The following is a 22525-nucleotide window of genomic DNA, read 5'->3' on the forward strand; positions in this document are numbered from 1 at the left end:
ATCCTTCTAGATGTAGGAGATATAGAAAGAGCGACATGTTGACCGCAATCCTGACCCTTGTAGCATGCACCGGCGTAGTGCAAGAACCAGACGGTTCTTGGGAAAAGAGGCTGACCAAGAACGTAGCGTACGACGGATCGCCGGTGTTCAGTCCGGACGGGACTAAGATCGCATTTGTGTCCGAACGGGATTACGATGGCCAGGGATACGAATTCAAAGCCCGGGAGATTTACATCATGAACGCAGATGGCACCGGTCAAACCCGGCTGACGAACAACGAAGCCTACGACGAGTTACCTACGTTTAGCCCCGACGGATCGAAGATCGCGTTCATGTCCGATCGCGACGGCAACGATAATATCTACATCATGAACGCGGATGGATCTGGGCAAACCCGGCTGACCGACAGCGAAGCTTATGACCAATGGCCCGCTTTCAGTCCAGACGGATCCAAAATCGCTTTCCAGTCCGGCCGCGACGGCTGGTCGGACGTATACATCATGAACACAGACGGTTCTGGACAAACGCGTCTGACGGACGAAGAACACTACGATTATCACCCTGTGTTCAGCCCTGACGGATCGAAGATCGCGTTTATGTCCTTCCGTTACACCAACACCCTTCTATACGTCATGAATGCGGACGGCACGGATGAGCAACCCCTGATCCAGAATCCAACGGGCGGCAACGTGGGTACGTTCAACTCGAACTGGTCAAAGATCACTTATGGATCTTCCGCTGATACATGGAGCGACGACGAGATATACGTCATGAACGCCGACGGTTCAGGCGTGACAAGAATGAGGAATCACCCAGCGCATGACAGGGCTCCCGCATTCAGCCCCGATGGTTCCTTGATCGTGTTTCAAACTGACCGCGACGGCAATGACGAGATATACGTCATGAACACGGTCCAAGAAGTGCAGCCAGTCGTTGACTGGGTGAAAGTAATCGTATCGACGGAGAAGCAACTGTACGAAGTAGGTGAGGAAATCACGTTCGACGTCAGAATCGTGAACACGTCCAGCGGCAGTTTTACCATTCTATATCTTCTTGCCAGAGGATGGAACTTCAGTCTCGACATCTATGATGCAGACGGCAATTCTGTGGACTATGAGAACCGCTACCGGGTGCCGCGAATAATTCCACCTGATTCGCCAAGCGACTTTGTTAAGCTTGAATCGGGCGGATACTTCGGTCACCCTGGTGTTGCCAGTACGCCCCTCGATAATCCCGGAGAGTATCGGGTTCAGGTGACAGTGTTTCTCGGTAGGTATAACAAACTCGCCAAGGAGCTTGGCATCGACAGCAACGTCCGCGTGAAAGTGGTCGCTGATCCGATTTACATAACGGTCTCCTCTCCCTTGGAGGAAAAGGATTAAGGTGAGGGGGAGCAGGCATCAGCCCGGACGCTTGAGAGCGCAAAAACCTCGTCGCCTGCGCGGTGTCGCAGGAGCGCCACCCACCCATGTCGTGCTGGACCTCCAGACCTGAGTTGCGAACGGCGCGACAGGCCGTAATCAACCGGTTTGGCACGGTCAGGTCCGAAGGATTTGTCCGTGCGGGTCGCAGAGCTCGGCTTGCGCGGCTCGCGGGGACGCTCGCCCTCCCATGTTCGGTCGTGGTGCAGGTCTCCAGGCCTGCAAGGCGAACGGCGCGGCAGCCCGTGAGCATCCGAAGCGAGCTTCGACAAGCTCAGAATGACGTGACGCTCTCCATACGGGTCGGATAATCGACCTGAGACCCTCGACCCTTGTCCCTAGACCCTTGACCCTGCCTTCTGCAAACTGCAATCTGCCTACTTCCGTGCTGTACACTGCGCCGCATGAACGTTGCACTCGCTCTTCTCGCCCTCGCCGCGCCGCAGGACCGCATCGACGAGGCGTACACGGCCAAGATTCTCGAATACACGACCGAGGAGTTCTTCCTGACCGATCTGGTCGACCATTTACCGGCCAGCGACACGGTCCCGACGCCATTCGACTACCTCGGGCACATCGTCGGCGCGCCGAACGTGCTGACGTACAGCTCCGTCGCGAACGAGTACCTTTACAAACTCGCCGAGGTCTCGCCGCGCGTGCACATCGAGCGGCTCGGCATGAGCGAGGAAGGGCGCGAGATGGTCGTTGCGTTCATCAGCAGCGAGGAGAACATCGCAAACCTCGACCGTTACAAAAAGATCAACGCAAAGCTCGGCGACCCGCGCAAGACCACCGACGAAGAGGCAGAAGAGCTGATCGAGATAGCGCTGCCGATGTACTGGCTGACCGGCGGGATGCACGCGCCCGAGACCGGCCCGCCGGAGATGCTGATGGAGTTGGCGTACCGGCTCGCGGTTTCAGAAAGAGAGAACATTCAAGACATCCGCAACAACTCGATCGTCATGATCACGCCGGTGCTCGACGTCGACGGGCGCGACCGCGTGGTCGACATCTACATGGACCGGAAGCGCAACCCCGACAAGCCAGCGACTCCGCTGGTGTACTGGGGCAAATACGTCGCGCACGACGACAACCGCGACGCGATGCTGCTGTCGCTCGAGCTGAGCAAGGGGATCACGCGAAAGTGGCTGGAGTACAAGCCGCTGGTGTTCCACGATCTGCACGAGGCGTCGAACTACCTTTACATTTCGACGGGCACCGGGCCGTACAACCCGTGGCTCGACCCGATCGTGATCGACGAGTGGCACGAGCTGGCTTACAACGAGGTCGGGCAACTGACCAAGCGCGGCGTTCCGGGCGTGTGGACGCACGACTTCTACGACGGGTGGGCGGCGAGCTACGGGTTCACCGTCGCGCACGGGCACAACGGTATCGGCCGGTTCTATGAGACGTTTTCTGCCGGTGGCGCTGACACCGGCGTTCGCAACTCTGGCAGCAATACGCGGGCTTGGTTCCGCCCGAACCCGGCGTTCCCCAAAGTGCGCTGGTCGATCCGCAACAGCACGAACATCATGCAGTCCGGCGTGCTGCTCGGACTGCACAAGGTCGCGACCGAGCGGCGGAAGTTCATGCGGAACTTCTGGCTGAAGTCGAAGCGATCGGTCGAGAAACCGTACAAAGAGGGCCCAGCAGCGTACGTGTTTCCTCCAGAGGAAGAGCGCAAGATCAATCAGAGGTTGTTGCTTGAATCACTACAAGCACACGGAATTGAGACGTATCAACTCAAAGAAGACGTAACGACGGAAGACGGAGAATTCAAGAGCGGTACTTTCCTGGTCCCGATGAATCAGCCGTACTCTCGGCTTGTCGATATGTTGCTCGACAAGCAGTACTACAATCCAAACGATCCCCGATCATACGACGACACTGGCTGGCAACTCGGGCCTCTTTTCAATGTTGAAGTTCAGCGAATTACCGACACTGTAATTCTTGATGCAAGCATGTCGGAGTTCAGATTCGGGTTCTGGCATTCCGGACCGCGCCTCCAGACATTTGTCCTGCCACCGACTGCGGATGCATTTTGGCCGAGTAAGTCTACTGTCACGATGGCGATAAGCGGCTCCGAAGACGTGCCCGAGGGTTCGATATTCGCCGTGACAGAATATCGGGATCATTTCATCTCGAATGGATTCACACGGAAATCCGGAGAAATCTTTTCCGGCCTGGACATCGGTCCACTAAGCCTGCCCCGCATCGCGCTCGTCCACACATGGACATCTACACAAGACGAAGGCTGGGCGAGGATCGCGCTGGACAACTTCGGCATCGAGTACGACTACGTATCCGTTCACGAGCTGCGCGACAACGACGACCTCAACGCGAAGTACGACGTGATCCTGATGCCGCAGACGCGCGGCTCGGGGCTGTCGATCGTCACCGGCAGACCGATGGTCGGCGACCCGATTCCGTGGAAGCCGACGACGATGATGCCGAACCTCGGCGGGCCTGATACGAGCGACGACATCCGTGGCGGGATCGAGCTGGAGGGCGTGATCAACCTGCGCAACTTTGTGCAGAACGGCGGGCTGCTCGTCTGCATCGGGAACATGGCGCGCGTACCGATCGAGTTCGGCATCGTGAGCGACGTAACTATCCAGCGTCCGAACGAGCTGAACGCTCCCGGCGGCGTCTACCTGACCGAGCGCGCCGACGACGACTCGAAGGTGCTCAGCGGTTTTGACGACACGCTGGCGGTGTACTTCAACGCCAACTCGCTGCCTGTCTTCTCGATTGGCGGAGGCGGTTTCGGCCGGCGTTTCGGAGGCGGTGGAGCGTCGCGCGGTCGTGTCAGCGGCAGGGGCTCTCTCACCGACCCGGACGTCGTGCAAGGCCGGGGCAAGTACGTGCCTGAAGCGAAGGAGGGCGACTCCGAACGACCCGGTCCCGGCCCGCGACCGACCGCTCCGCGCGTGCTGCTACGGTTCGCCGCTGAGAAGGATCTGCTCGTCGCGGGAATGCTCGTCGGTGCCGACGAGCTGGCGGGCAAGCCCGCGCTGATCGACTGCAAAGTCGGCGAAGGACACGTGCTGCTGTTCTCGTTCAACCCGTTCTGGCGGGGTCAGACGGTGGGGTCTTACCCTCTGTTCTTCAACGCCGCGCTGTTCCGCGACCAGCTCGATCCTGCGCCGGTGGAGGACGACGACGGAGCGTAGCCAAGCAATTGTGGTGCGGGTCTCCAGACCTGTGCGCCCTGCCATAGCGGCTCGCGGGGACGCTCGCCCTCCCGGCCTCATCGGCGGTTAGTTATGTTTGCTCTCGCTCTTGGGCTGCTGCTCGCTAGTGACGACGTACAAACCCGCGTCGTGCCGATCGGTCTTGGTTGGTCGAAGAACTCGGTCAACGCAACCGTGTTCCGCGAGTCGTCTGTCACATCGTTCGGTGAGACGCAGTACGTTGCGTATTACGACGGCGACAGCACTATGGTCATCGCCAGGCGAAAGCTGTCTTCGACCGTCTGGGAGAAGAACAGGACGCAGTACAAAGGCAACACGTCTGATGCGCACAACGGAATCAGCATCGGTGTCGATGGCTCTGGACTGCTTCACGTATCTTGGGACCACCACGGCAACCCGCTCAACTACGTAACGGCAACGAGCCCTGGCTCGATCGAGCTCGGCGAGAAGCGAAGCATGACCGGCAGTGTCGAGCGTTCTGTCACCTACCCGCAGTTCTTCCGCCTCCCCGACGGCAGGCTGCTGTTCTTCTACCGTGACGGGGGATCTGGAAACGGCAATGTCGTTTTGAACCGGTACGACCACGTTACGAAAAGCTGGACACAGCTGCACAATAACCTGATCGACGGTGAGGGTGAGCGAAACGCCTACTGGCAGGCGTGCGTCGATGAGAACGGCGGGCTTCACATCTCTTGGGTCTGGCGCGAAACGGGCGACGTCGCGACCAACCACGACCTCTGTTACGCCTATAGCGAAGATGCAGGCGTGACGTGGCGGCGCTCCGACGGATCTGTCTACGAAGGCAAGATCAACGAACAGAATGCGCAGGTCGTTGCTCGCATCCAGCAGAACTCGGAGTTGATCAACCAGACCTCGATGGCCACCAAGGAAAGCCACCTAGTTATCGCTGGATACTGGCGTCCTTCTGGGGCGAGCGCGCCTCAGGTGATGCTCGTCTCGTTGACTGAGGATGGATGGAAGACCGAGCAGGTGAGCGAGCGAACTCTCGACTTCAAGTTGAGCGGTGGCGGGACGAAGAGGCTTCCGCTATCTCGACCGCAGGTCATGGTCGGCAAGGCAGGCCCGCTCGTCGTCTACCGCGACGAAGAGCGGGGTGGTCGAGTCGTGTTGGCTTGGAAGCGAGAGGGCGTGTGGACGCAGACCGACCTGACGTCCAAGTCGGTCGGCATGTGGGAACCGACGTACGACCGCGCTCTCTGGAAACACAAGGGAGAGCTTCATCTTTTCCTTCAGAAGGTCGATCAGATAGATGCTGAGGGGCTGGCCGAGACGGAACCGACCGTCGTTTCGGTTTTAGAAGTACGGCTGCGCTAGCGCTTTGTAGTGCGGGTCTCCTGACCTGCGGGCCTTGCTCGAGCGGCTCGCGAGGACGCTCGCCCTCCCAACGACACCCAGTTTGGGGCTGCAGGCGTTTCCTCTCCCCTTGAGGGAGAGGGCAGGGTGAGGGGTCGCAGCAACAAAGTCCTTTCCGATGAATCTCAATAAGCACGGGACTAATCTGTTCGGTTTCGTCGGATTGGTTAGGGCTGGCTCGGGCCCGGGATTCAAGAATTTAGACTTCGCGAATGGAGGGTCGTCCTCCTAGGCGACCTTAGCTATCGGTCGCCGCCTGCATCGGACTAAGAGTCCGCGCTCCATATAGAACCCAACTCGGACGCAAGGACAAACCCTCCGGGCCTGACTGTGGCAGTTATCGTTGACTCGTTACCCTTGACCCTGACCCCTCGTTCCTGCTCCGGTAGAATCGCCGAAGACATGGGCACACCGATCACGATGACCGACAAGGGGCTGAGCGTCCCGAACGACCCGATCCTCCCCTTCATCGAAGGCGACGGCATCGGCCCCGACATCTGGGCTGCGAGCGTGCGTGTGCTCGACGCGGCGGTCGAGAAGGCGTACGGCGGAGAGCGCAAGATCGAGTGGCACGAAGTGCTCGCTGGGCAGAAGGCGTTCGACAAGACCGGAAGCTGGCTGCCGGACGAGACCTTGGCAGACTTCGAAAAGTATCTCGTCGGGATCAAGGGTCCGCTCACCACGCCGATCGGTGGCGGGATCCGCTCGCTTAATGTAGCTTTGAGGCAGAAACTTGACCTTTACGTTTGTCTGCGGCCTTTGCGGTGGTTCCAAGGAGTTCCCTCTCCGGTCAAGAACCCGGGCGACGTGGACATGGTGATCTTCCGCGAGAACACCGAGGACATCTACGCCGGCATCGAGTTCGAGGCGGGCAGTGAGGAGAACGCCGAGATGCTATCGCTCTTGGCCGACAACTTCCCTGACCGGTTCGGCAAGATCCGCTTCGGCAGCGCTGAGAAAAACGCCGCGTGGAACAAGGTGCTCGAAGGGATCGGCATGCCCGCGCGCAAGTCGAGCGTCGAAGTCGGGCTCGGGATCAAGCCGGTCAGCTACCTCGGAACGGAGCGGCTGGTGCACAGCGCGATCCAGTATGCGATCGCCCACGAAAAGCCGACGGTGACACTGGTCCACAAGGGCAACATCATGAAGTACACGGAGGGCGCGTTCATGGAGTGGGGCTACAGGGTCGCGCGCGACTTCTTCGGCGCGGAGCCGCTCGACGGCGGGCCATGGCACGTGATCCCCGACGGCAAACCGGGCGCGGGGCTGGTCATCAAGGACTTCATCGCCGACGCTATGCTGCAGCAGATTCTGCTGCGCCCGAAAGAGTACAGCGTCATCGCAACTTTGAATCTCAACGGCGACTATATCAGCGACGCGCTCGCCGCGCAGGTCGGCGGTATCGGAATCGCGCCGGGCGGAAACATCAACTACATCAACGGCACCGCGATCTTCGAGGCGACCCACGGCACCGCGCCGAAGTACGCCGGCCAGGACAAAGTCAATCCTTCAAGCGTGATCCTCAGCGGCGAGATGATGTTCCAATACATGAAGTGGACCGAGGCCGCCGACCTGATCGTCAAGGGCATCGAAGGCGCGATCGGCGCAAAGACTGTGACCTACGACTTCGAGCGACAGATGGACGGCGCAACGCTGCTCAAGTGCAGCGAGTTCGGCGACGCGATCATCGCAAATATGTAGTTCGGCGCGATTGTGGTGCGGGTCTCCTGACCTGCACGGCGAAAGCGAACGGCGCGATAGCCCGTGAGCATTAGGCGGCCCATTCCAGCCAGATTAAACGGCCTGTGGCCACTCCTCGGGATCGATCTCGTCGGAGGACGGCTCTGGTTGCGCCGCTTTAGACTTCGCCATCACCTGCCGCAGGTCCTCGATGCTGAGGCCTTCGCGCAGACGCTTAAGAGACGCGAGCCGTGCGTTGATCTTGCGCTCGAAGTCGATCATCGTGTGCCGCCCGCTGACGCGGACGCGGGGGAGGAGCATGAGGTCTTCGTCGGGGGTGACCATGCCGCCGCCCTTCTTCCAGCCTGCGCGGTAGCCGGCGCCTAGGGCGTGCAGGACCACTACTTGATTGTATTCGCCGGAAGGATACGCAAGAGAGTCGATCTCCTCGCCCAAAATCTCTTCCAGCACCCTCTTCGACTCGACCAGTTCGAAGTCCAGAACGTCGGGGTCGAGCGAGACGAGGTCGTAGTGGTGGACGGTGTGTGATCCGTACCGCACCTGGTGTTTGCGCATCTCGACGAGGTGCATCGCGTGGAGCCTGTCGGGGCGCGTCAGGTTGACCGTCGTCATGAAGATCGTCGCCTTCGCGCCGTACTTCTTCAGGATCGGGTACGCCTGCTCGAAGTTGTCGAGGTAGCCGTCGTCGAGCGTGATCGCGACCGACTTCTCCGGGAGCATCGTGCCTTCGCGCACGGCTTGCTCGACCTCGCGCGCGAAGAGGAACGTGAACCCCTGTTCGACGAGCCAGGCAATCTGCTTTTCGAACTCCTCTGGACTGACGGTCAGGTCGCGCAACAGCGGGCTCTGCGCTTCCTTCGGCGTGAGGTCCTTCACGCGGTGGTACATCAGCACCGGCACTGCGAAGAGGTCGGTGTAGTCCGCGCGTTCGTCCACCACTTCTGTGAGAATCGCAACCTCGCGTCGCTCAATGACAGAGTCACCCAAGCGAACCGCACAGAGAGACGCCAACACGATACATCCCCAAACAACCCACGAGTTCCTCATCCTATCTGTGCGGACGATTCGAGTCGCTGATCGTTACTGCCGTGAGCTCTCGGCGTGCAGGTCTGGAGACCCGCACCACAATTTACTGCGCTATCGTGCCGTTTTCGTCCCAAAGATCGCGCCAGGGTTGATTCTCTTTCCAGAGGAAGACCTGGCCTTTGATCAGACGGCAGTTCTTGTCGATCTCTGCGATGGCTTGCATATCCTCTTGTGTTAGGGGTTCGGCGCAGACGGAGTCGATAGTCGCCTCAAACTGGTGGCCCTTGACCGAGAAGGGGACGGTCGCCTGTCCGTTTTGGACTGCCCACATTATGCAGATGATCGCTGGGTGGACGTTCAGCCGGTCAGCGATGGCGACAATCACAGGGTCTTCTGTGTCGTGGGTATCTTCGGGCGTGCGGTCTCTTTCCGGGCGGCTTGGGGAGCCGATGGGGGAGAAGCCGATAGGGAGGATGTCTTCTGCTATGAGAAAGTCGAACAGCTCTTGTTGTTGGAAGTACGGGTGCAGCTCTAGCTGGTTGATCGACGGTCTGACATCGCAGTCGCGGAGGAGCAGGCGCATCTTGGGGACCGTCATGTTCGAGGTGCCGATGTGGCGGACGAGGCCTTCCTCTTTTATCCCCTCCATCTGCCGCCATGTCGCCATGTACTGCTCGTGGATGTACGGCTTCGCGTCGGGGTTGCGCTCGTCGACGTCGCAGCCGGACGGGTGGAAGTTCGGGAACGGCCAGTGGACGAGGTAGCTGTCGAGGTAGTCGAGATGGAGGTTCATCAGCGAGTTCTCGCAAGCGGATCGCACGTCGCTGTGGTGGTCGTTCCAGACCTTGGAGGTCACCCACAGATCATCCCTCTGGATCCCTTCTCTCAGCAGCTTGGCAATCGACTCGCCGATCTCGCCCTCGTTGCCATAGACTTCTGCGCAATCAAGATGGCGGTAACCGACCTGCGCGGCTTGATAGACCGCTTGTGCGATCTGGTCGGCGGTGTAGTTGTCGCTGCCGAACGTTCCGAGCCCGAGCGTAGGAATCGTGTCCCCGTTTGCAAGTTTTTTCGTCGGTACTTGCGAAGGATCGACCATTAGTTTCCAAGCGGCGGCGCCAGCTCGATCGAGAACACGTTGATCGCGTGCCACTCGACGCCCGGCGTTGGGGCGAGGGTGAACTTGTAGACTCCCGGCTTTTCAAATCGGATTGTGCCGCTCGGCTTGACTACTTGCGGCGTTCGCCAGTCGCCCCAATTTGGTATCTCGAAATCGACCGACTGCCCTTCTACACTCAACCGAACTTTCGTCTCGCCCGACGCTGTCGCGAACGTGCCGCGCACGCGGTACTCGCCGGGCTTCTTGATATAAGCGAGCCAGTGGAGCTTCTCGTTCGCGTCGTTCCAGAACCCGATGTTCGTCAGCTCGCCATGCGTCTCGGTTCCAGCCTTCCCGCCCTCGACGACTGCGTTCTCTGCGGACAGACGTATCACGTTGTTCGAGCCGAACATCGCGTCGGGGTGAACTTCAAAGTCAGGGCCGGTCAATACGAACACGTATGCGACTAGCTTCTTCGGACTATGATTCAGGTAGAGCGGAGTCTCCTCAAAGTGCGAGACGAGATCCGGAGCCTGAATGACCAACTGACCAAGTTCGTTCGAACTCCAATCGACCTGCCATTGACCAATGCCGAGCATCGAGACGTTGGTTATCCCGCTAGCACTGACAGACTTCAACGTGACGTCGCCGTTCGGGACACCGAGCATGATCGCATAGAGCGTCTTGCCGTCCTTGCTCTGTGTGTACCGAATGTCCTCTCTCGTGTAGTCTACGCGGCCGACGAAGTGCCCGCCCTTCCTCATCTGCGTCGGGCCTTCGCCGTAGATCAGCCAGGGGCGCGTGTTGTAGATCGCCTCGCCGTTAGTAAATAACAGCCACAGGCCTATCTCGCGCAAGACCTTGCGCTGGTTCCCCGGGATCGTGCCGTCGGCCATCGGAGAGATGTTTAGAAGGAGCTGTCCGTTCTTGCTGACGATGTCGATCAGTGTGTGGATCACGGTCTTTGCCGTCTTGATTTCTAGGTTTTCTGTGTAGCTCCAACTGCCCCAGCTGAGCGTGTCGTCGGTCAGCCAGGGGTACGGGGTCAAGTCGTCGGCGCGGCCTTTCTCGAAGTCCTCGACTGCGACGTCTCGCGGGAAGTCGAGCCCTTTTGTAGTGACGACGACCTCCTTGCCCCACTTTGCTGCGCTGTTGAAGTAGTGCTGAAGAAAACGCTGCTGATAGGACTCGTCGATCTGGTCGAGCCAGCTGTCGAACCAGATGATGTCGGGCTGGTACTGGTCGATGACCTCTTCGAGCTTGCCGTACCACGCGTCGAGGAACTGCTTGCGCGGCATGTAGCCGAACATCTGCGCGACCCCTGCGTCTTCGAGCACCGACGGGTAGTTCTTGTACGCACCGTCGTAGTGGCCAGTCCAATTCCCGCCGTTCTGCCAAAGACTGTTGCGCGCGTGGTGGAACGACGTGACGAACTTCATGCCTCTTGCGCGGATTGCCTTGGCAAGTTCGCCGGTGATGTCGCGCTTCGGGCCCATGTCGGCGGCGTTCCAGGGCGTGACGTCGCTGTCCCACATCGCGAAGCCGTCGTGGTGCTCGGCGACTGGGCCTGCGAACTTTGCACCGGACTTGACGAACAGGTCCGCCCACTCATCTGCGTCGAACTTCTCCGCGCGGAACAACGGCACGAACTTCTCATAGCCGAACTCGCTCGGGTCGCCCCAGGTTTCGATGTGGTGCTTGTTGACGCTGCTGCCCTTCAGGTACATGTTGCGCGGGTACCACTCGCTGCCGAAAGCCGGCACGGAGTACACGCCCCAGTGGAAGTAGATGCCGAACTTCGCGTCCCGAAACCACTCGGGCGCCTCGTTGTGCTTACTCAGCGATTCCCAGTTCTGTTGGTACGGCTGCTGCGCTGTCGCGAAGCACGTTGACAGCAGTGCGATTGCAAAAAAGAGTTCTCTTCTCATTTCAGTTCCTCGTCAAAACAGACCGCGACCTTGCCGCACTTTCCTTCAGCCACCAGCGCATACGCTTCACCTGCCTTCTCCAGCGGAAAACGGTGCGTCACCAAGTCTTCTGGGTGCAGCCCCCACCGGTCGAGCCGCTCGACCAGCTCCTCCATCAGCCAAATGCTCGTCACCCACGAGCCGTGGATCTTCTTCTGGTCGTGGATTAGGTCGGGCGACGGCGTAAAGGTGCAGGCGTTCCCCTCTCCGACCAGCGCGATGTCGCCCCACCTGCGCGTCGCCACGATCGCCGTGAGTCGCGCAGAGTCGTTGGCGGAGCACTCGATCGTCTTTTCTGTGCCGTGGCCGCCTGTCGCTTCGCGGACCAGCCGCGCAGCATCGGATCCGGCGGGGATGACGACGTCAGCGAGACCGAGCTTCTTGGCTAGGTCCAGCCGCTCCGGCACGACGTCGGTGCCGATCAGCTTGTTCGCTCCCATGGCCTTGCAAAGCATCAGCGCCGCCATACCGACCGGGCCGAGGCCGGTGACCAGCACCGCGGCCTCCCCAGAAACGCCGATCTTCTTGATCGCCTCATAGACCGTTCCAAATCCGCAGGCGACCTGCGCGCCGTCGGTGTAGGTCAGCGAATCAGGGAGCAGTACGAGGTCCTTCTCTTCGGCCAGCATGTACTCAGCCATGCCGCCGTCACGCTGCCAACCGTACGCCCGGCGATACTCGCTTGTGCAGGAGATCATGTAGCCGCGGCGGCAGTCGTTGCAGACCCCGCACCCGGAGATGTGATAGACGACGACCCGGTCACCCTCCTTAAATCGCCGTAAGCCTGGTCCGCATTTGACGATCTGACCCGCCGGCTCGTGCCCTGCGATGACGCCCTGGTACCTCTCTGGGCCTTCGCCGAGGTGCTCGCGATAGATGCAACGGATGTCGCTGCCGCAGATCGTCGAGGACTTGACCTTGATCAAGACCTCGCCGTGCCCCGGCTCGGGCACGTCGAACTCGCGAAGCTCGGTCGAACTGTCGCCTGGCAGGAGCGCGCCGGTCATCGTCGCCATACGCCGCTAGTATGTCCGAGACCGGCTCTAGTGCGGAAGTATCGACCCTCCATTGTGGTGCGGGTCTCCAGACCTGCGCTGTAAAGGCGAACGGCGCGATAGCCCGTGAGCATCAGAGGACGCCGGAGCAAGCTCCGGCGAGAAAGGCGGCGGCAAACCGCCGCACTCCGCTGACTACTGCGGAAGAATCCAAATATTGCGAAACCGAATTCGGTTGCCGTGGTTCTGCAGATAGATCGGCGCAGGGGCCGTGTCCTCCGCGTAGCCAGCGGTCGTTCCCTTCGAGATCGACACGTCGCGATGGATGAGCGTCCCGTTGTGAAACACGGTCATCATTGCGTTGCTCAGCTTCGTATTCCCGTCCCACTTCGGCGCAGTGAAATAGATGTCGAACGACTGCCACTCATAAGCGGGATAGGCCATGTTGAAATCGACCGCCCTCACCCCATAAATCCCACCGGCGATATTGTCCGCAGGCTCCTGGCCCGCAGAGTTCAAGATTTGAACCTCATATCTGCCCTGGAGGTACACGCCGGAGTTTCCGTTGGCCTGTCCGCTCCTGTTGTTCTCGTCAACGGCGAACTCGACGTGCAAAATGCAGCTCGTGTACGTTTTGCGAGTGACGATGCTCCCAGTGCCCGGCACGACCTCTAGGTAGCCGTCCTTCCACTCCCAACCAATGTCTTCGCCCGGCTTGCCGGATACCTCCCATTTAGCCATGTCGGCCGGGCTGGCGAGTAAGACGGTCGCTCCTTCGGGTGGCACTACGCCCGGAACTCCCATATCTTTGATGCGAATATTCCGCCAGCGGACTTCGAGCGCGTCTTCTCGACTGCCGACCCCGTGTACCTGCAAACCGATGAAGCCGTGGCGCGTCATGTCGTCGTGCAGGTCAGCAGTGCTGACGCCGTTCACCCAGACCTGAATGTGATCGCCAACAGCAACAACGCGGAACTGGTTCCACTCGCCGTTCCTGAACGCGTTGCGGCCCGCTTCGTTGTCGGAGAGGTCCTGCAGCCATCCACGGCGCGACTCGTCGTAGACCCCGCCTGAGTAGGCGCGCTCTGAGGGGTCGATCTCGACTTGGTACCCGTGGACGCGACCGTTCTGGTATCCGAGCACAGAGTTGCTTCTGATCTGCACTCCGGAGTTCAGCTCGGTGTGGACCTTGACTTCGAACTCCAGCTCGAAGTCACCGTATATCTTCTCAGTGCAGAGGAATGTGTTGGACGTGTTCGGAACGGTCGAACCGACAAGTACCCCGTTTTCAACGCGGTAATTCGCCTCGCCGCCGCGACGAGTCCAGCCGTCGAGGGTCTTGCCGTCGAAGAGATCCTGCCAGTCAGCGTTTGGCTGACCGACGGCGAACATCACCAGAGACACGAGCATGGCCGCATTTTACGGCAACCACCCTATGCGAATGTCAAGTTAGAACCACTCTTTCTTCTGGTTGATGTATATCTCGACGAAATCTTCGTCGGATTTGGTCAGGTAGATGATCCCCTCTATGATCCCGATAATCCAGCCGATACCGAAGCACAAGGTCAGAGCAAGGCGTATCAGACCTCCTTTTGTGTCGCCGAGATAGAATCGATGGGCACCAACCCATCCCAGCAAGATGCCGAGAATGCCAGCCACTACCTTCTTTTCTGCGCCAGGAATAGACATATGACCCTCTATCAAAGAGAGACGGACAGAATCTCCTGAACGCCTCAGCCACAGTCTAGCACCTACCCCCAGCCATTTTCTTGGCCTCAGGGTGGCGGGACAGTTTCAGCATGCTCCAGATGCCGAACAGCGGACCGATGGCGAGGAACGCATACACGAATCGAGGGTCGATGGACGCCTGCAACGTCGGGACCAAGCGAATCGTCAAGAGCGTGAGCAGAAATCCGAGGCTCGTTTGCAATGTCAAGGCCGTGCCGACGTAGCGCGGGTCGGACAGCTCGCTGATCGCCGTGCTGAACTGCGCGCTATCGGCGACGACTGCAAACCCCCAGACCAGGCACACGGCAGCAAGCAGCCACGGGCTGTGCAAGAAGAAGCCGGCGATCAGACAGCAGAACCCTGAGACGGCCATGCTCCACACAGTGACCTTCGTGCGCCCGAATCTGTCGGCCATCTTCCCTGCTACGACGCAACCCACCCCGCCGACAGCGATGGTCGCGAAACCAGCGAGCCTGCCCCACTGAGCTTGGATGCCAGCCACCTCAAAGCTGGCGACCAAGGTCAGCGGCACCCATGTCCACATCGCGTACAGCTCCCACATATGACCGAGGTACCCGAAGTTCGCGAGCCGGGTCGGCTTGTAGCGAAACGCTTCGAGGGCGAACTTCCAGTTGAACGGCGCGGACTGGGCGAGGTGCGGACCGGGCCTCACCCATACAGCGCTGATTAGCGCTGCGACGACCGCCATAGCCGAGCTGGCGTACATCACAGAGCGCCACTCGGGGATGCCCGTGCCGCCAAGCGCGTTCATCAAATGTGGCACCGCGGAGCCGACAGTGATTGCGCCGATCAAAATACCGATCGCGAGGCCCCGCCACGACGTGACCCAAGACGCGACGAGCTTCATTGCCGGCGGGTACACGCCCGCGAGCGCGAATCCGGTCAAAAAACGCAGCACCATCGCAGTCTGCGGACCGACGTCGAACAGCGGAATCGCGAGATTGCAGGCGGCTCCAAGCAGAGCAGCGCCCGCTACGAGCCAACGCCCTGATATCCTGTCGGCGAGGTTTGTCAGCGCACTGGCTAGCGCACCGATCACGAAACCGATCTGAACGGACATCGTGAGCCACGCCTTTTGTCCGGCGTCGAGACCCCACTCTAGTTCCAATTGAGGAACGACTGCGCTGGCAGAGAACCATAGCGCCATCGCCAACAGCTGCGCTGCCGCAAGTACGGCGACCATCTTGACTGCGACCCGGTGGTCGCCCGAAATGCTCATTGCGTTCGAGCCGATTTCATTCCTATCGCCAACACCAGCCAGCCGACGATGAAGCACGCACCGCCGAACGGCGTGATCGCCCCCAGCCACTTTGCGTCGGTGAGCGCAAGCAAGTAGAGGCTGCCCGAGAAGATAACGATCCCTATCGTCAAAAGCCAACCCGGCCACTTGAGGTCCTTGCCTGTCTTGGCGGCGAGCAGCCCGATCAGAATCAGCCCGAGCGCGTGCCATATCTGATACTGCTGCGCGGTCATCCACAGCTCCATCTGCCGCGCGTCGAAACGGTCTTCCAGCGCATGAGCGCCGAACGCCCCGAGCGTTACCCCAACTGCCATATTGACCGCACCAAACGTGACCCACCGGTTCATGCCTGCGTTCTACCTCCTGCGCGAATCGGAGCTCGGACTGTATTGGGAAGTCGCAAGTCCCGAGTCCCGAGTTTTCCACTCCCGAACCCACTAGCCGATCGCCGTGTGCCACCCGCCACTGTTGTGCGGGTCTCCAGCCATGAATGTACGGCACGAGTGGCATGGTTGCTTCGATGACTGTGCGAAGCAGCCATGGGCGTTGCGATGAGTTTGCCGTGCAGTGATTACGTCCTTTCAGTCCTCCTCGGCGACGACAGAGCGGCGGCAAGCCACCGCACTCCTTAGCGCATCGATTCTGCGATCATCTGGTGGAACTGGTGGACGCCGCTTTCGCGCGGCGGCGAGTAGCGGCCACGGTCGTAGTATCGAGAACGAACGCCCTTCTGCACCATCTCCACAATCGCTTCGTCTTCGCGCTCGACACGGTCGAGCGCGGCACCGGCACCTGATGTTCGCTTCGATTCGTCCCACACGAACGGGATAAACGTCACCTTGGTCTGCGATGGGCCGACCGGGCGGACGACGTTGACCGACAGCCCCCACGGATAGAAGTTCAGCATGAGGTTCGGGTAGAGCCAGAAGTAAAACGCCGCGACGCTTTCCTTTTCATACGGATGCCCTCTCGGAAGATCGAAACACTCGTCGCTCCCGATGCCGAGCTGCAGATTGCCGTGCTTGTGCAAAATCGTGCTGTAGTCGCCGTAATCCAACGCTTCGCTCAGATCAGCATGGACGAAAGGGATGTGAAACCCCTCGAGGTAGTTGTCGACGTACAGCGCCCAGTGGCACTTGACCACGTAGTCGCGCTGGCCAGAGGCGTCGTGGACGAAATCCTCGATCGGCATGAATCCGCAGAGATCATCGACCTCTTTCAGTTGCTCGTTCAATGGAAACTGCGGGCTGAGATTGCAGAAGAAGAACCCCCGCCACTGTGCGAAGTCGACCTTTGGCAAGTTGTCTTTCTCGCTCGGAAAACCTTGTACATCGTCGAACTCCGGCATGGACTTGAACGAGCCGTCGAGGTTGAACCGCCTGCCGTGGTACCGACAGCGCAGCGAACTCGCTTGGCCCGCGCCCTCGCATACGATGTTGCCGCGGTGAGTGCAGACGTTGCTCATGCAGTGAACCCGGTCGTCCATGTCGCGGGTGAACAGCAGCGGCTCGTCGAGACACCCTTCGAGAAGCGTGAACGGATACGTTTGGCCAGGCACCTGCACACTGTCGAGGTGCGTGACGAACTGCCACGACTTTGCGAAGATCCTCTCCTTGCTCTCTTCGTACAGCTGGGGATCGGTGTAGAAGGCGGATGGGATCGTCGAGGCCCGTGTCACGTCCTCGTGCATCTCGAATCGCGGCATAGCGCGAGGCTACCAGGAGAGTCACGAGTCTTCAGTCCCGAGTCCCGAGTTGCACCGCTTGCCTCCCATTACGGAGCTGCGCCCTCCAACATTGAGCGCCCCGGGGAGGGCGAGCGTCCTCGCGAGCCGTAAAGCATAAACGGTCGCCTAACCGGGTTGCTGACGATCCTTAGTCTTGCCCTGGACGCAAGACTAGCGACTCGCCCTCACGATAATTCTGCAGTACGATCACCGGACTGTCGTCATCTTCGAGCTTAAGTGTGAGGCGAGGGGCTTTTTGGTCTGCAAGATTGATGGACGGCCCTCCGGCTTCGCTGCCTCCAAAAAGGAGAACGCGCGGCGCAGTCTCGTCGAACAACATAAGGCGAGCTACTCCAAAGGACGTAAACCCTAGCTCTGCACGTACCTTCCCCTCGGCATCGACTAGCTCAAATCGGCTCGCCCTAACAACTTCTGCAATATCTGACTGTGACGACACAGACGACGTATGCAGTCTGTCCTGAGTAACTGCTCGAGCCCGAGTGGGGACCATGTTGCTGAACAAAGCAACGAGCAAAGAAATCGTGGCAAGACTGATGCAAACGACGGTCAGCAGTCCGTTGTTCCTCTCGAGTTGAGACACCCTTTCTTCCAGTTGACTTTCCATACAGCTAGTCTACAACAGGTCGTACCTTCGGTTCGTGCTTTCATTTCTTGATTGCATCAGCGCCTGCTGAGCAGAAGACGTATCGCCAACGATAGCGAGCGGCGTAGCGCGGCTCGCGAAGACGCTCGCCCTCCCACCCCCAGCGAGATCGGCATCGAGCAACACTCCTCCCTTGGCCGAAGACGAGCCGAAGCAAGAGCCGGTCGAAGGCGACCTCGACCTGGAAGAGCGCGGCAAGCCGCTGCACTCCACACCCGCGCGCCCGGGCGGGATACAATGCCCGCAGAGCCATGGAATTACGGATTCGGACATTGAGCGCCTACGTTGGCGCAATCGTACTGACAGCGGCGATCTCAGGATGCTCCGCGAGCGAGCCGGCCCAGAGCGAAGAAGAGGGCCACGCTACGCCCAGCGGGTATTGGGAGGGCGACGGCACAGCGAGCGAAAAGCTGATGAACGACGAGGTCCGCACGCTCACACGGACTGTCGAGTTCGAGTTCTGGTTCGCGATGAACGCCGACGGCGAGGCGTTCGGAGAGATCGAGTTGAAGTACGACGCGGAGCTTATCGTCATCGGCCTCCCGAAAGTCACGGTCCCGGCACCGGCCGGAATGTCGATCTCGTTCCAGCCAAAGGTCGGAGGCAAGATGACCGACCTCGACCCGACCCGCACGTTTCCGCTCGTCGGCATACTCGACGGCGACAACCTGACCCTGATGATTGCAACCCCGGAGGAGAAGCGCGAGACGCTCGACTTTACGATCCGCGGCGACGCGGGCGTCAGCGGCAGCATGGGCCTCGGCGAAAGCGGCGACGCCAGCGTCGGAATCGATGGCGGAAACGCGCAGCTGATCGTGATCGAGATCGACATGACTGCGTTCTCTCCGTTCAACGGCGCTGCGCCGGTCGAGAAGCGGGCCGGAGGCCCTTACGCCGCCAGGTTTGAGGAGAAAGGCGAGGAGTACGCCATCGAATGGAGCGCCCGCCAGATCGGCGGCGAGAAGCGAGAAGAGATGAAGATGACGCCGGAGATGGAGTTAGAGCTACGCCGGCTCAAAGAGCAGTTGGGGCTGGACTGAGAGCCCCAGCGCCCACGCTCCATCGTAGTGCGGGTCTCCTAACCTGCACGCGTCAAGATTGTGGTGCGGGTCTCCAGACCTGCGCGAGTCAGCGCCGTCGATTGAGCACTACTGAGTCCAGCAATCTGAACGTGACGAAGTACGTGCCTTCTTCCTTTATTATGTGAGTCAGTTCCCCTCTGTCCCTCGGCACGACGAACGGCGTATCACTTGGTGGCGCAAAGTGTTCGAGAGGATCTCGGAATGCGGATTCTCGTGCAGAACTAAACGGCCAGTCACCAGGTGATGCACAAAGCTTAGCCTCGACCGGATTCATCTCAACGTACTTGCATGCCTGTGCAAAGTTCGCCTCCGACCGGACAAGGTGATTGAACGATTCTCTCTCCCAGAGTGTACCAGCGCGCCCCAGTTCTTGATTGATCCGCCTGGACGAGAACTTCTTTACTGAGCCAAGCCAGTCGTTCAGTGAGAGAAGTCTAGACATCGTCACGATCGCGTGCACATGATTGAACATGACGCACCAAGCGTGGACGGAGTGACGTTCGCCTCGTTTGAACAGAATGACGTCTTCGACGATCTCCGCGAGCATTCGATCCCGCAGAATACACGAACCTCTCTTTAGACGAGATCTCTTGTCTTCACGTGCTACTGCTTGAAGGAAATCCATCGATAGAAAGCCTCTCTAGCTACGCTCCTGGACGTGCAGGTCTGGAGACCCGCACCACAATTTCGGACTATGGTTCGAATTCAATCTGTTGCGGCGCGAATACCTCGACGTCGACGCCTTTGCAGTAGTGGACGAGATCAGGCGGGCCGGACTTGGTGATGCCGAGCGCGGCGGTCAGCGACTCGTCGCACTCCAGGCACTCGGCCGTTTGAATCGGATACGGCTTGTGCCAGACGCGGCCGGTCATCAGCTTGTCCCCTTTCTTCGCAAACAACAGATACCGCTCGAAGATCCAGAACTCAAGAGTGCCCGGTGATGCCTCGAAGACGTCGCCGAACTCACCCATCCTTACTTGACACTTCGCGCCGCCGGGCGGAGGCCGGAGCCGCTCAGACTCGTACGCAAGCCCGTGTCCGTCGTCGTCGATCGACATCTTGGCAAGCGTGTATGTCAGTCCGAACCACCAGCGGGCAAAGCGCACTGCGAAGAGGTTTGCAGCGTCGAGCGAGAAGAACCACACGCCTGGTGATCCGCTCTCGTCCGTGACGTACGTGCGCACGTTCGTCTCGTGGAACGCGTTCGCTCCAGGTATTTCTGGAAGCCACGCGAAGCGTATCCCGTTCATTGTAAACAGCACGAGCCCAACGTACGCCTTCCCCTCATACGTCTCTACCGTCAGCCCATCGGGCAGCAGCGCTTGCATTTCCGCTGCGTCGGCTTCCCAGTGCAGAAAACTCAAGTGCCGCCAAGTGTGAAACATCGCTGGACTGCGGTCGGGCCTGTCTCTTAGGGCGAGCAATGCTTCGGTCTGCATTTCATCTCCTTCATATACCGTCGCCTGACCCAGCGACAGTTACATCTCCATAACTTCTCAAGGCCTGCGATTCTGTCTCCCACACCGACCGCATCAGTTCGTCGACGCAGGCAGAGCTTGCGCGCTCTGTGTCGAGCGTGAGGACGAACTCGACGTTGACCGGCTTCTTTGAGTACCGCTGAGCGCTGACTCTGTACCGCTTGTACACCTTCATGTCGATCGAGACGCGACCAAGCGCGACGTTCGCTTCGATCAGCTCCCGCAGCGGGATCGTGCCGTCCGTCGAGTAGCTGGTCAGCACGTAGCGCGCGTTGATCTCCCTCAGCAGGCTTCTATACTCGCCTATTGCGTCCGATCGAGAGTTGTAGGCGCTTCTGCGCTCGGTTCGCCAATCGAGTCGAATCGCGGCCTTTGTTCCTGGGGTGATACGCTTGCTCAACAAAGGCTTGTCCCAAAGGGCGACCGAATTGAGCACATGGTAGTTGCTACCATAAGGGTGCTGGTTGTACGGCGGATCGATGTAGACGACGTCTAATCTGCGGCTGGCGAGGCTGCGAGCGACCTCGCTTGCATCTCCGCAGACGACTTCGTTCGCTCTGCCGTTGTCGCGGAACACCGAGGGTCTGAGTTTCAGATCGGTCGCGATGCGGTAAAGCGCGGTCCCCGTCTTCCCGCCCCAACCGTTGTGAAACCCTTTGAACACTCCGCTCGTGTTGCTGCGGTAGCACGCCTCGTACAGCAGCGGAGCGATCAGACAGTCGCTCTCCGCACGGTCGATCGCTCCACCTTGCAGCCACTCTTCGATCTGCACGCGGATCGCGTCGATACGCATCCCGTTCTTCCGCATGTAGAACATGCGGTCACGGCTCACGTCGTAATCGTCGTCGCTCAGCGGGCACAGGTGTTCGGTGACCCAGTCGACTCGGCCGGGAAGCTCGTTCAGCAATTTGATCGCTGAAACATAGCCGCCGAACGACGCAAACTCCGGCGGCTTGTTCTGGCCGATGTAACAACCGTTGATGCACCTCGCGTACGGCTCCCAATCGTTGGCGATGACCTTGTATCCGAGCGTCTTTGCGAGACGAGACACGACGCCGCTGCCAGCGAACAGATCGACAAATACAGCGTCTTCATTTAGGTCGCATCGGCGCAGCGCAATTTGAATCAGATCAAGCAGTTTCCGCTTGCTGCCGATGTACGGAATCACCTGGTTGTACGCATACTCCTCCGTGCTGGCGGCCGCGTGTTGCCGCGCATCGTACGGCATCAATTTCGTATGCTCAGGCGTCACCGCATAGTCGCTTATCGGACGTCTCCAGCCAAGAAGTTGGCGATGGTGCTGTCGAATTCAACTATAGCATTTGTAGCGAGTCATCGAGGGGCGATTGAACCTACGTTGTACCTAATGCTGGTACCGTCAGACCGCCCATGGTCGTTGTCTCAAAGAGCATGAATGGGTAAAGTTTCGCATCCGACCGGCCAATCTATACAAAGTGCTACAGAGTCCACAGCTTTCTGACGATAGGATCGAGTTCAGCAGCGAAATAGAGCTGCTGGTCGCAGCGTTAGAGGAGCATCCTGGAATCGTGATTCTCGATCGCAGCCCATCGGCCAGCGACGGAACCGCATACGTTTCGTTCACATTCGACAGCAAGCCAGCGATCATCCCGATGCTCGCACACAGCCTTGCGTGCACGCTCGACCGAAGGGTCTGCATTTGGGCGCTCACTGTCGAGTACGTTGTCAGCGGCGTACCCACTGTCAGGCTCGCCACCGCCCCGGCAAACGTTGAGGTTCTGGCAGAGTCCGTGAGATGCTCGATTCTCAAGTCCTTGCCCGGGTAGCCAT

19 protein-coding genes are annotated in these 22525 nt (G+C 59.6%); 6 read left to right on the top strand and 13 right to left on the bottom strand.

Annotation, left to right across the window (positions count from 1 at the left end; translation table 11 throughout):
• Positions 1–35: 35 nt before the first annotated feature.
• From IH944_11970 to icd, 4 genes are all read left to right on the top strand, one after another.
• Entirely contained in the window at positions 36–1382 is a 1347-nt protein-coding gene (locus IH944_11970) for a PD40 domain-containing protein (GenBank protein ID MCH7905264.1), read from the top strand.
• A 443-nt stretch (positions 1383–1825) separates the two neighbouring features.
• A complete protein-coding gene (locus IH944_11975; protein ID MCH7905265.1) occupies positions 1826–4594 on the top strand; it encodes a hypothetical protein in 2769 nt (922 codons plus the stop codon).
• Between the two features lie 93 nt (positions 4595–4687).
• Positions 4688–5950 (top strand): BNR repeat-containing protein, encoded by a 1263-nt coding sequence (locus tag IH944_11980; GenBank protein MCH7905266.1) that lies wholly within the window; start codon positions 4688–4690, stop codon positions 5948–5950.
• A 441-nt stretch (positions 5951–6391) separates the two neighbouring features.
• A complete protein-coding gene (icd, locus tag IH944_11985; protein ID MCH7905267.1) occupies positions 6392–7690 on the top strand; it encodes an NADP-dependent isocitrate dehydrogenase in 1299 nt (432 codons plus the stop codon).
• A 93-nt stretch (positions 7691–7783) separates the two neighbouring features.
• Here icd and IH944_11990 read toward each other — a convergent pair whose 3' ends face one another.
• The 10 genes from IH944_11990 to IH944_12035 all read right to left on the bottom strand — a co-directional run bounded on the left by IH944_11990 (position 7784) and on the right by IH944_12035 (position 18117).
• On the bottom strand, positions 7784–8704 hold the full coding sequence (locus tag IH944_11990) for a polysaccharide deacetylase family protein (protein MCH7905268.1): 921 nt from the start codon (positions 8702–8704) through the stop codon (positions 7784–7786).
• A 115-nt stretch (positions 8705–8819) separates the two neighbouring features.
• The gene (locus tag IH944_11995) at positions 8820–9815 is read right to left on the bottom strand and encodes an aldo/keto reductase (protein ID MCH7905269.1); all 996 of its coding nucleotides are present in this window, start codon (positions 9813–9815) and stop codon (positions 8820–8822) included.
• Entirely contained in the window at positions 9815–11743 is a 1929-nt protein-coding gene (locus IH944_12000) for an alpha-L-fucosidase (GenBank protein ID MCH7905270.1), read from the bottom strand. The genes IH944_11995 and IH944_12000 overlap by 1 nt, the downstream gene beginning before the upstream one ends.
• Positions 11740–12798, bottom strand: coding sequence for a zinc-binding dehydrogenase (locus IH944_12005; protein ID MCH7905271.1), 1059 nt, complete (start codon positions 12796–12798; stop codon positions 11740–11742). Before IH944_12005 ends, IH944_12000 begins: the two co-directional genes overlap by 4 nt.
• A gap of 174 nt (positions 12799–12972) precedes the next feature.
• Positions 12973–14187 carry a DUF1080 domain-containing protein gene (locus tag IH944_12010; GenBank protein ID MCH7905272.1) on the bottom strand — a complete coding sequence of 405 codons (1215 nt, stop codon included), beginning with the start codon at positions 14185–14187 and terminating at the stop codon, positions 12973–12975.
• A gap of 39 nt (positions 14188–14226) precedes the next feature.
• Positions 14227–14466 (bottom strand): TM2 domain-containing protein, encoded by a 240-nt coding sequence (locus IH944_12015; protein ID MCH7905273.1) that lies wholly within the window; start codon positions 14464–14466, stop codon positions 14227–14229.
• Between the two features lie 55 nt (positions 14467–14521).
• Positions 14522–15745: an MFS transporter gene (locus IH944_12020; GenBank protein ID MCH7905274.1), complete on the bottom strand. Its 1224-nt coding sequence runs from the start codon at positions 15743–15745 to the stop codon at positions 14522–14524.
• Entirely contained in the window at positions 15742–16113 is a 372-nt protein-coding gene (locus tag IH944_12025) for a DUF423 domain-containing protein (protein ID MCH7905275.1), read from the bottom strand. Before IH944_12025 ends, IH944_12020 begins: the two co-directional genes overlap by 4 nt.
• A gap of 281 nt (positions 16114–16394) precedes the next feature.
• Positions 16395–17471 (bottom strand): aromatic ring-hydroxylating dioxygenase subunit alpha, encoded by a 1077-nt coding sequence (locus IH944_12030; GenBank protein MCH7905276.1) that lies wholly within the window; start codon positions 17469–17471, stop codon positions 16395–16397.
• 169 nt (positions 17472–17640) lie between these two features.
• Positions 17641–18117 (bottom strand): hypothetical protein, encoded by a 477-nt coding sequence (locus tag IH944_12035; protein ID MCH7905277.1) that lies wholly within the window; start codon positions 18115–18117, stop codon positions 17641–17643.
• Between the two features lie 290 nt (positions 18118–18407).
• Between IH944_12035 and IH944_12040 the strand changes: the two genes are divergently transcribed.
• Positions 18408–19196, top strand: a complete 789-nt coding sequence (locus IH944_12040) for a hypothetical protein (protein ID MCH7905278.1) — start codon at positions 18408–18410, stop codon at positions 19194–19196.
• A gap of 88 nt (positions 19197–19284) precedes the next feature.
• Here the strand turns inward: IH944_12040 and IH944_12045 are convergent, their stop codons facing one another.
• The 3 genes from IH944_12045 to IH944_12055 form a co-directional block, all read right to left on the bottom strand.
• A complete protein-coding gene (locus IH944_12045) occupies positions 19285–19785 on the bottom strand; it encodes a transposase (GenBank protein MCH7905279.1) in 501 nt (166 codons plus the stop codon).
• Positions 19786–19930: 145 nt separating this feature from the next.
• Positions 19931–20677, bottom strand: coding sequence for a DUF2071 domain-containing protein (locus tag IH944_12050; protein MCH7905280.1), 747 nt, complete (start codon positions 20675–20677; stop codon positions 19931–19933).
• Positions 20678–20687: 10 nt separating this feature from the next.
• Positions 20688–21944 carry a DNA adenine methylase gene (locus tag IH944_12055; protein ID MCH7905281.1) on the bottom strand — a complete coding sequence of 419 codons (1257 nt, stop codon included), beginning with the start codon at positions 21942–21944 and terminating at the stop codon, positions 20688–20690.
• Between the two features lie 226 nt (positions 21945–22170).
• On the opposite strand from IH944_12055, the gene IH944_12060 reads away from it, so the two are divergent.
• Positions 22171–22521 (top strand): hypothetical protein, encoded by a 351-nt coding sequence (locus IH944_12060; GenBank protein MCH7905282.1) that lies wholly within the window; start codon positions 22171–22173, stop codon positions 22519–22521.
• Positions 22522–22525 lie beyond the last annotated feature (4 nt).

This window comes from Armatimonadota bacterium (assembly GCA_022563855.1).
Lineage (GTDB): Bacteria > Armatimonadota > Fimbriimonadia > Fimbriimonadales > Fimbriimonadaceae > JADFMN01.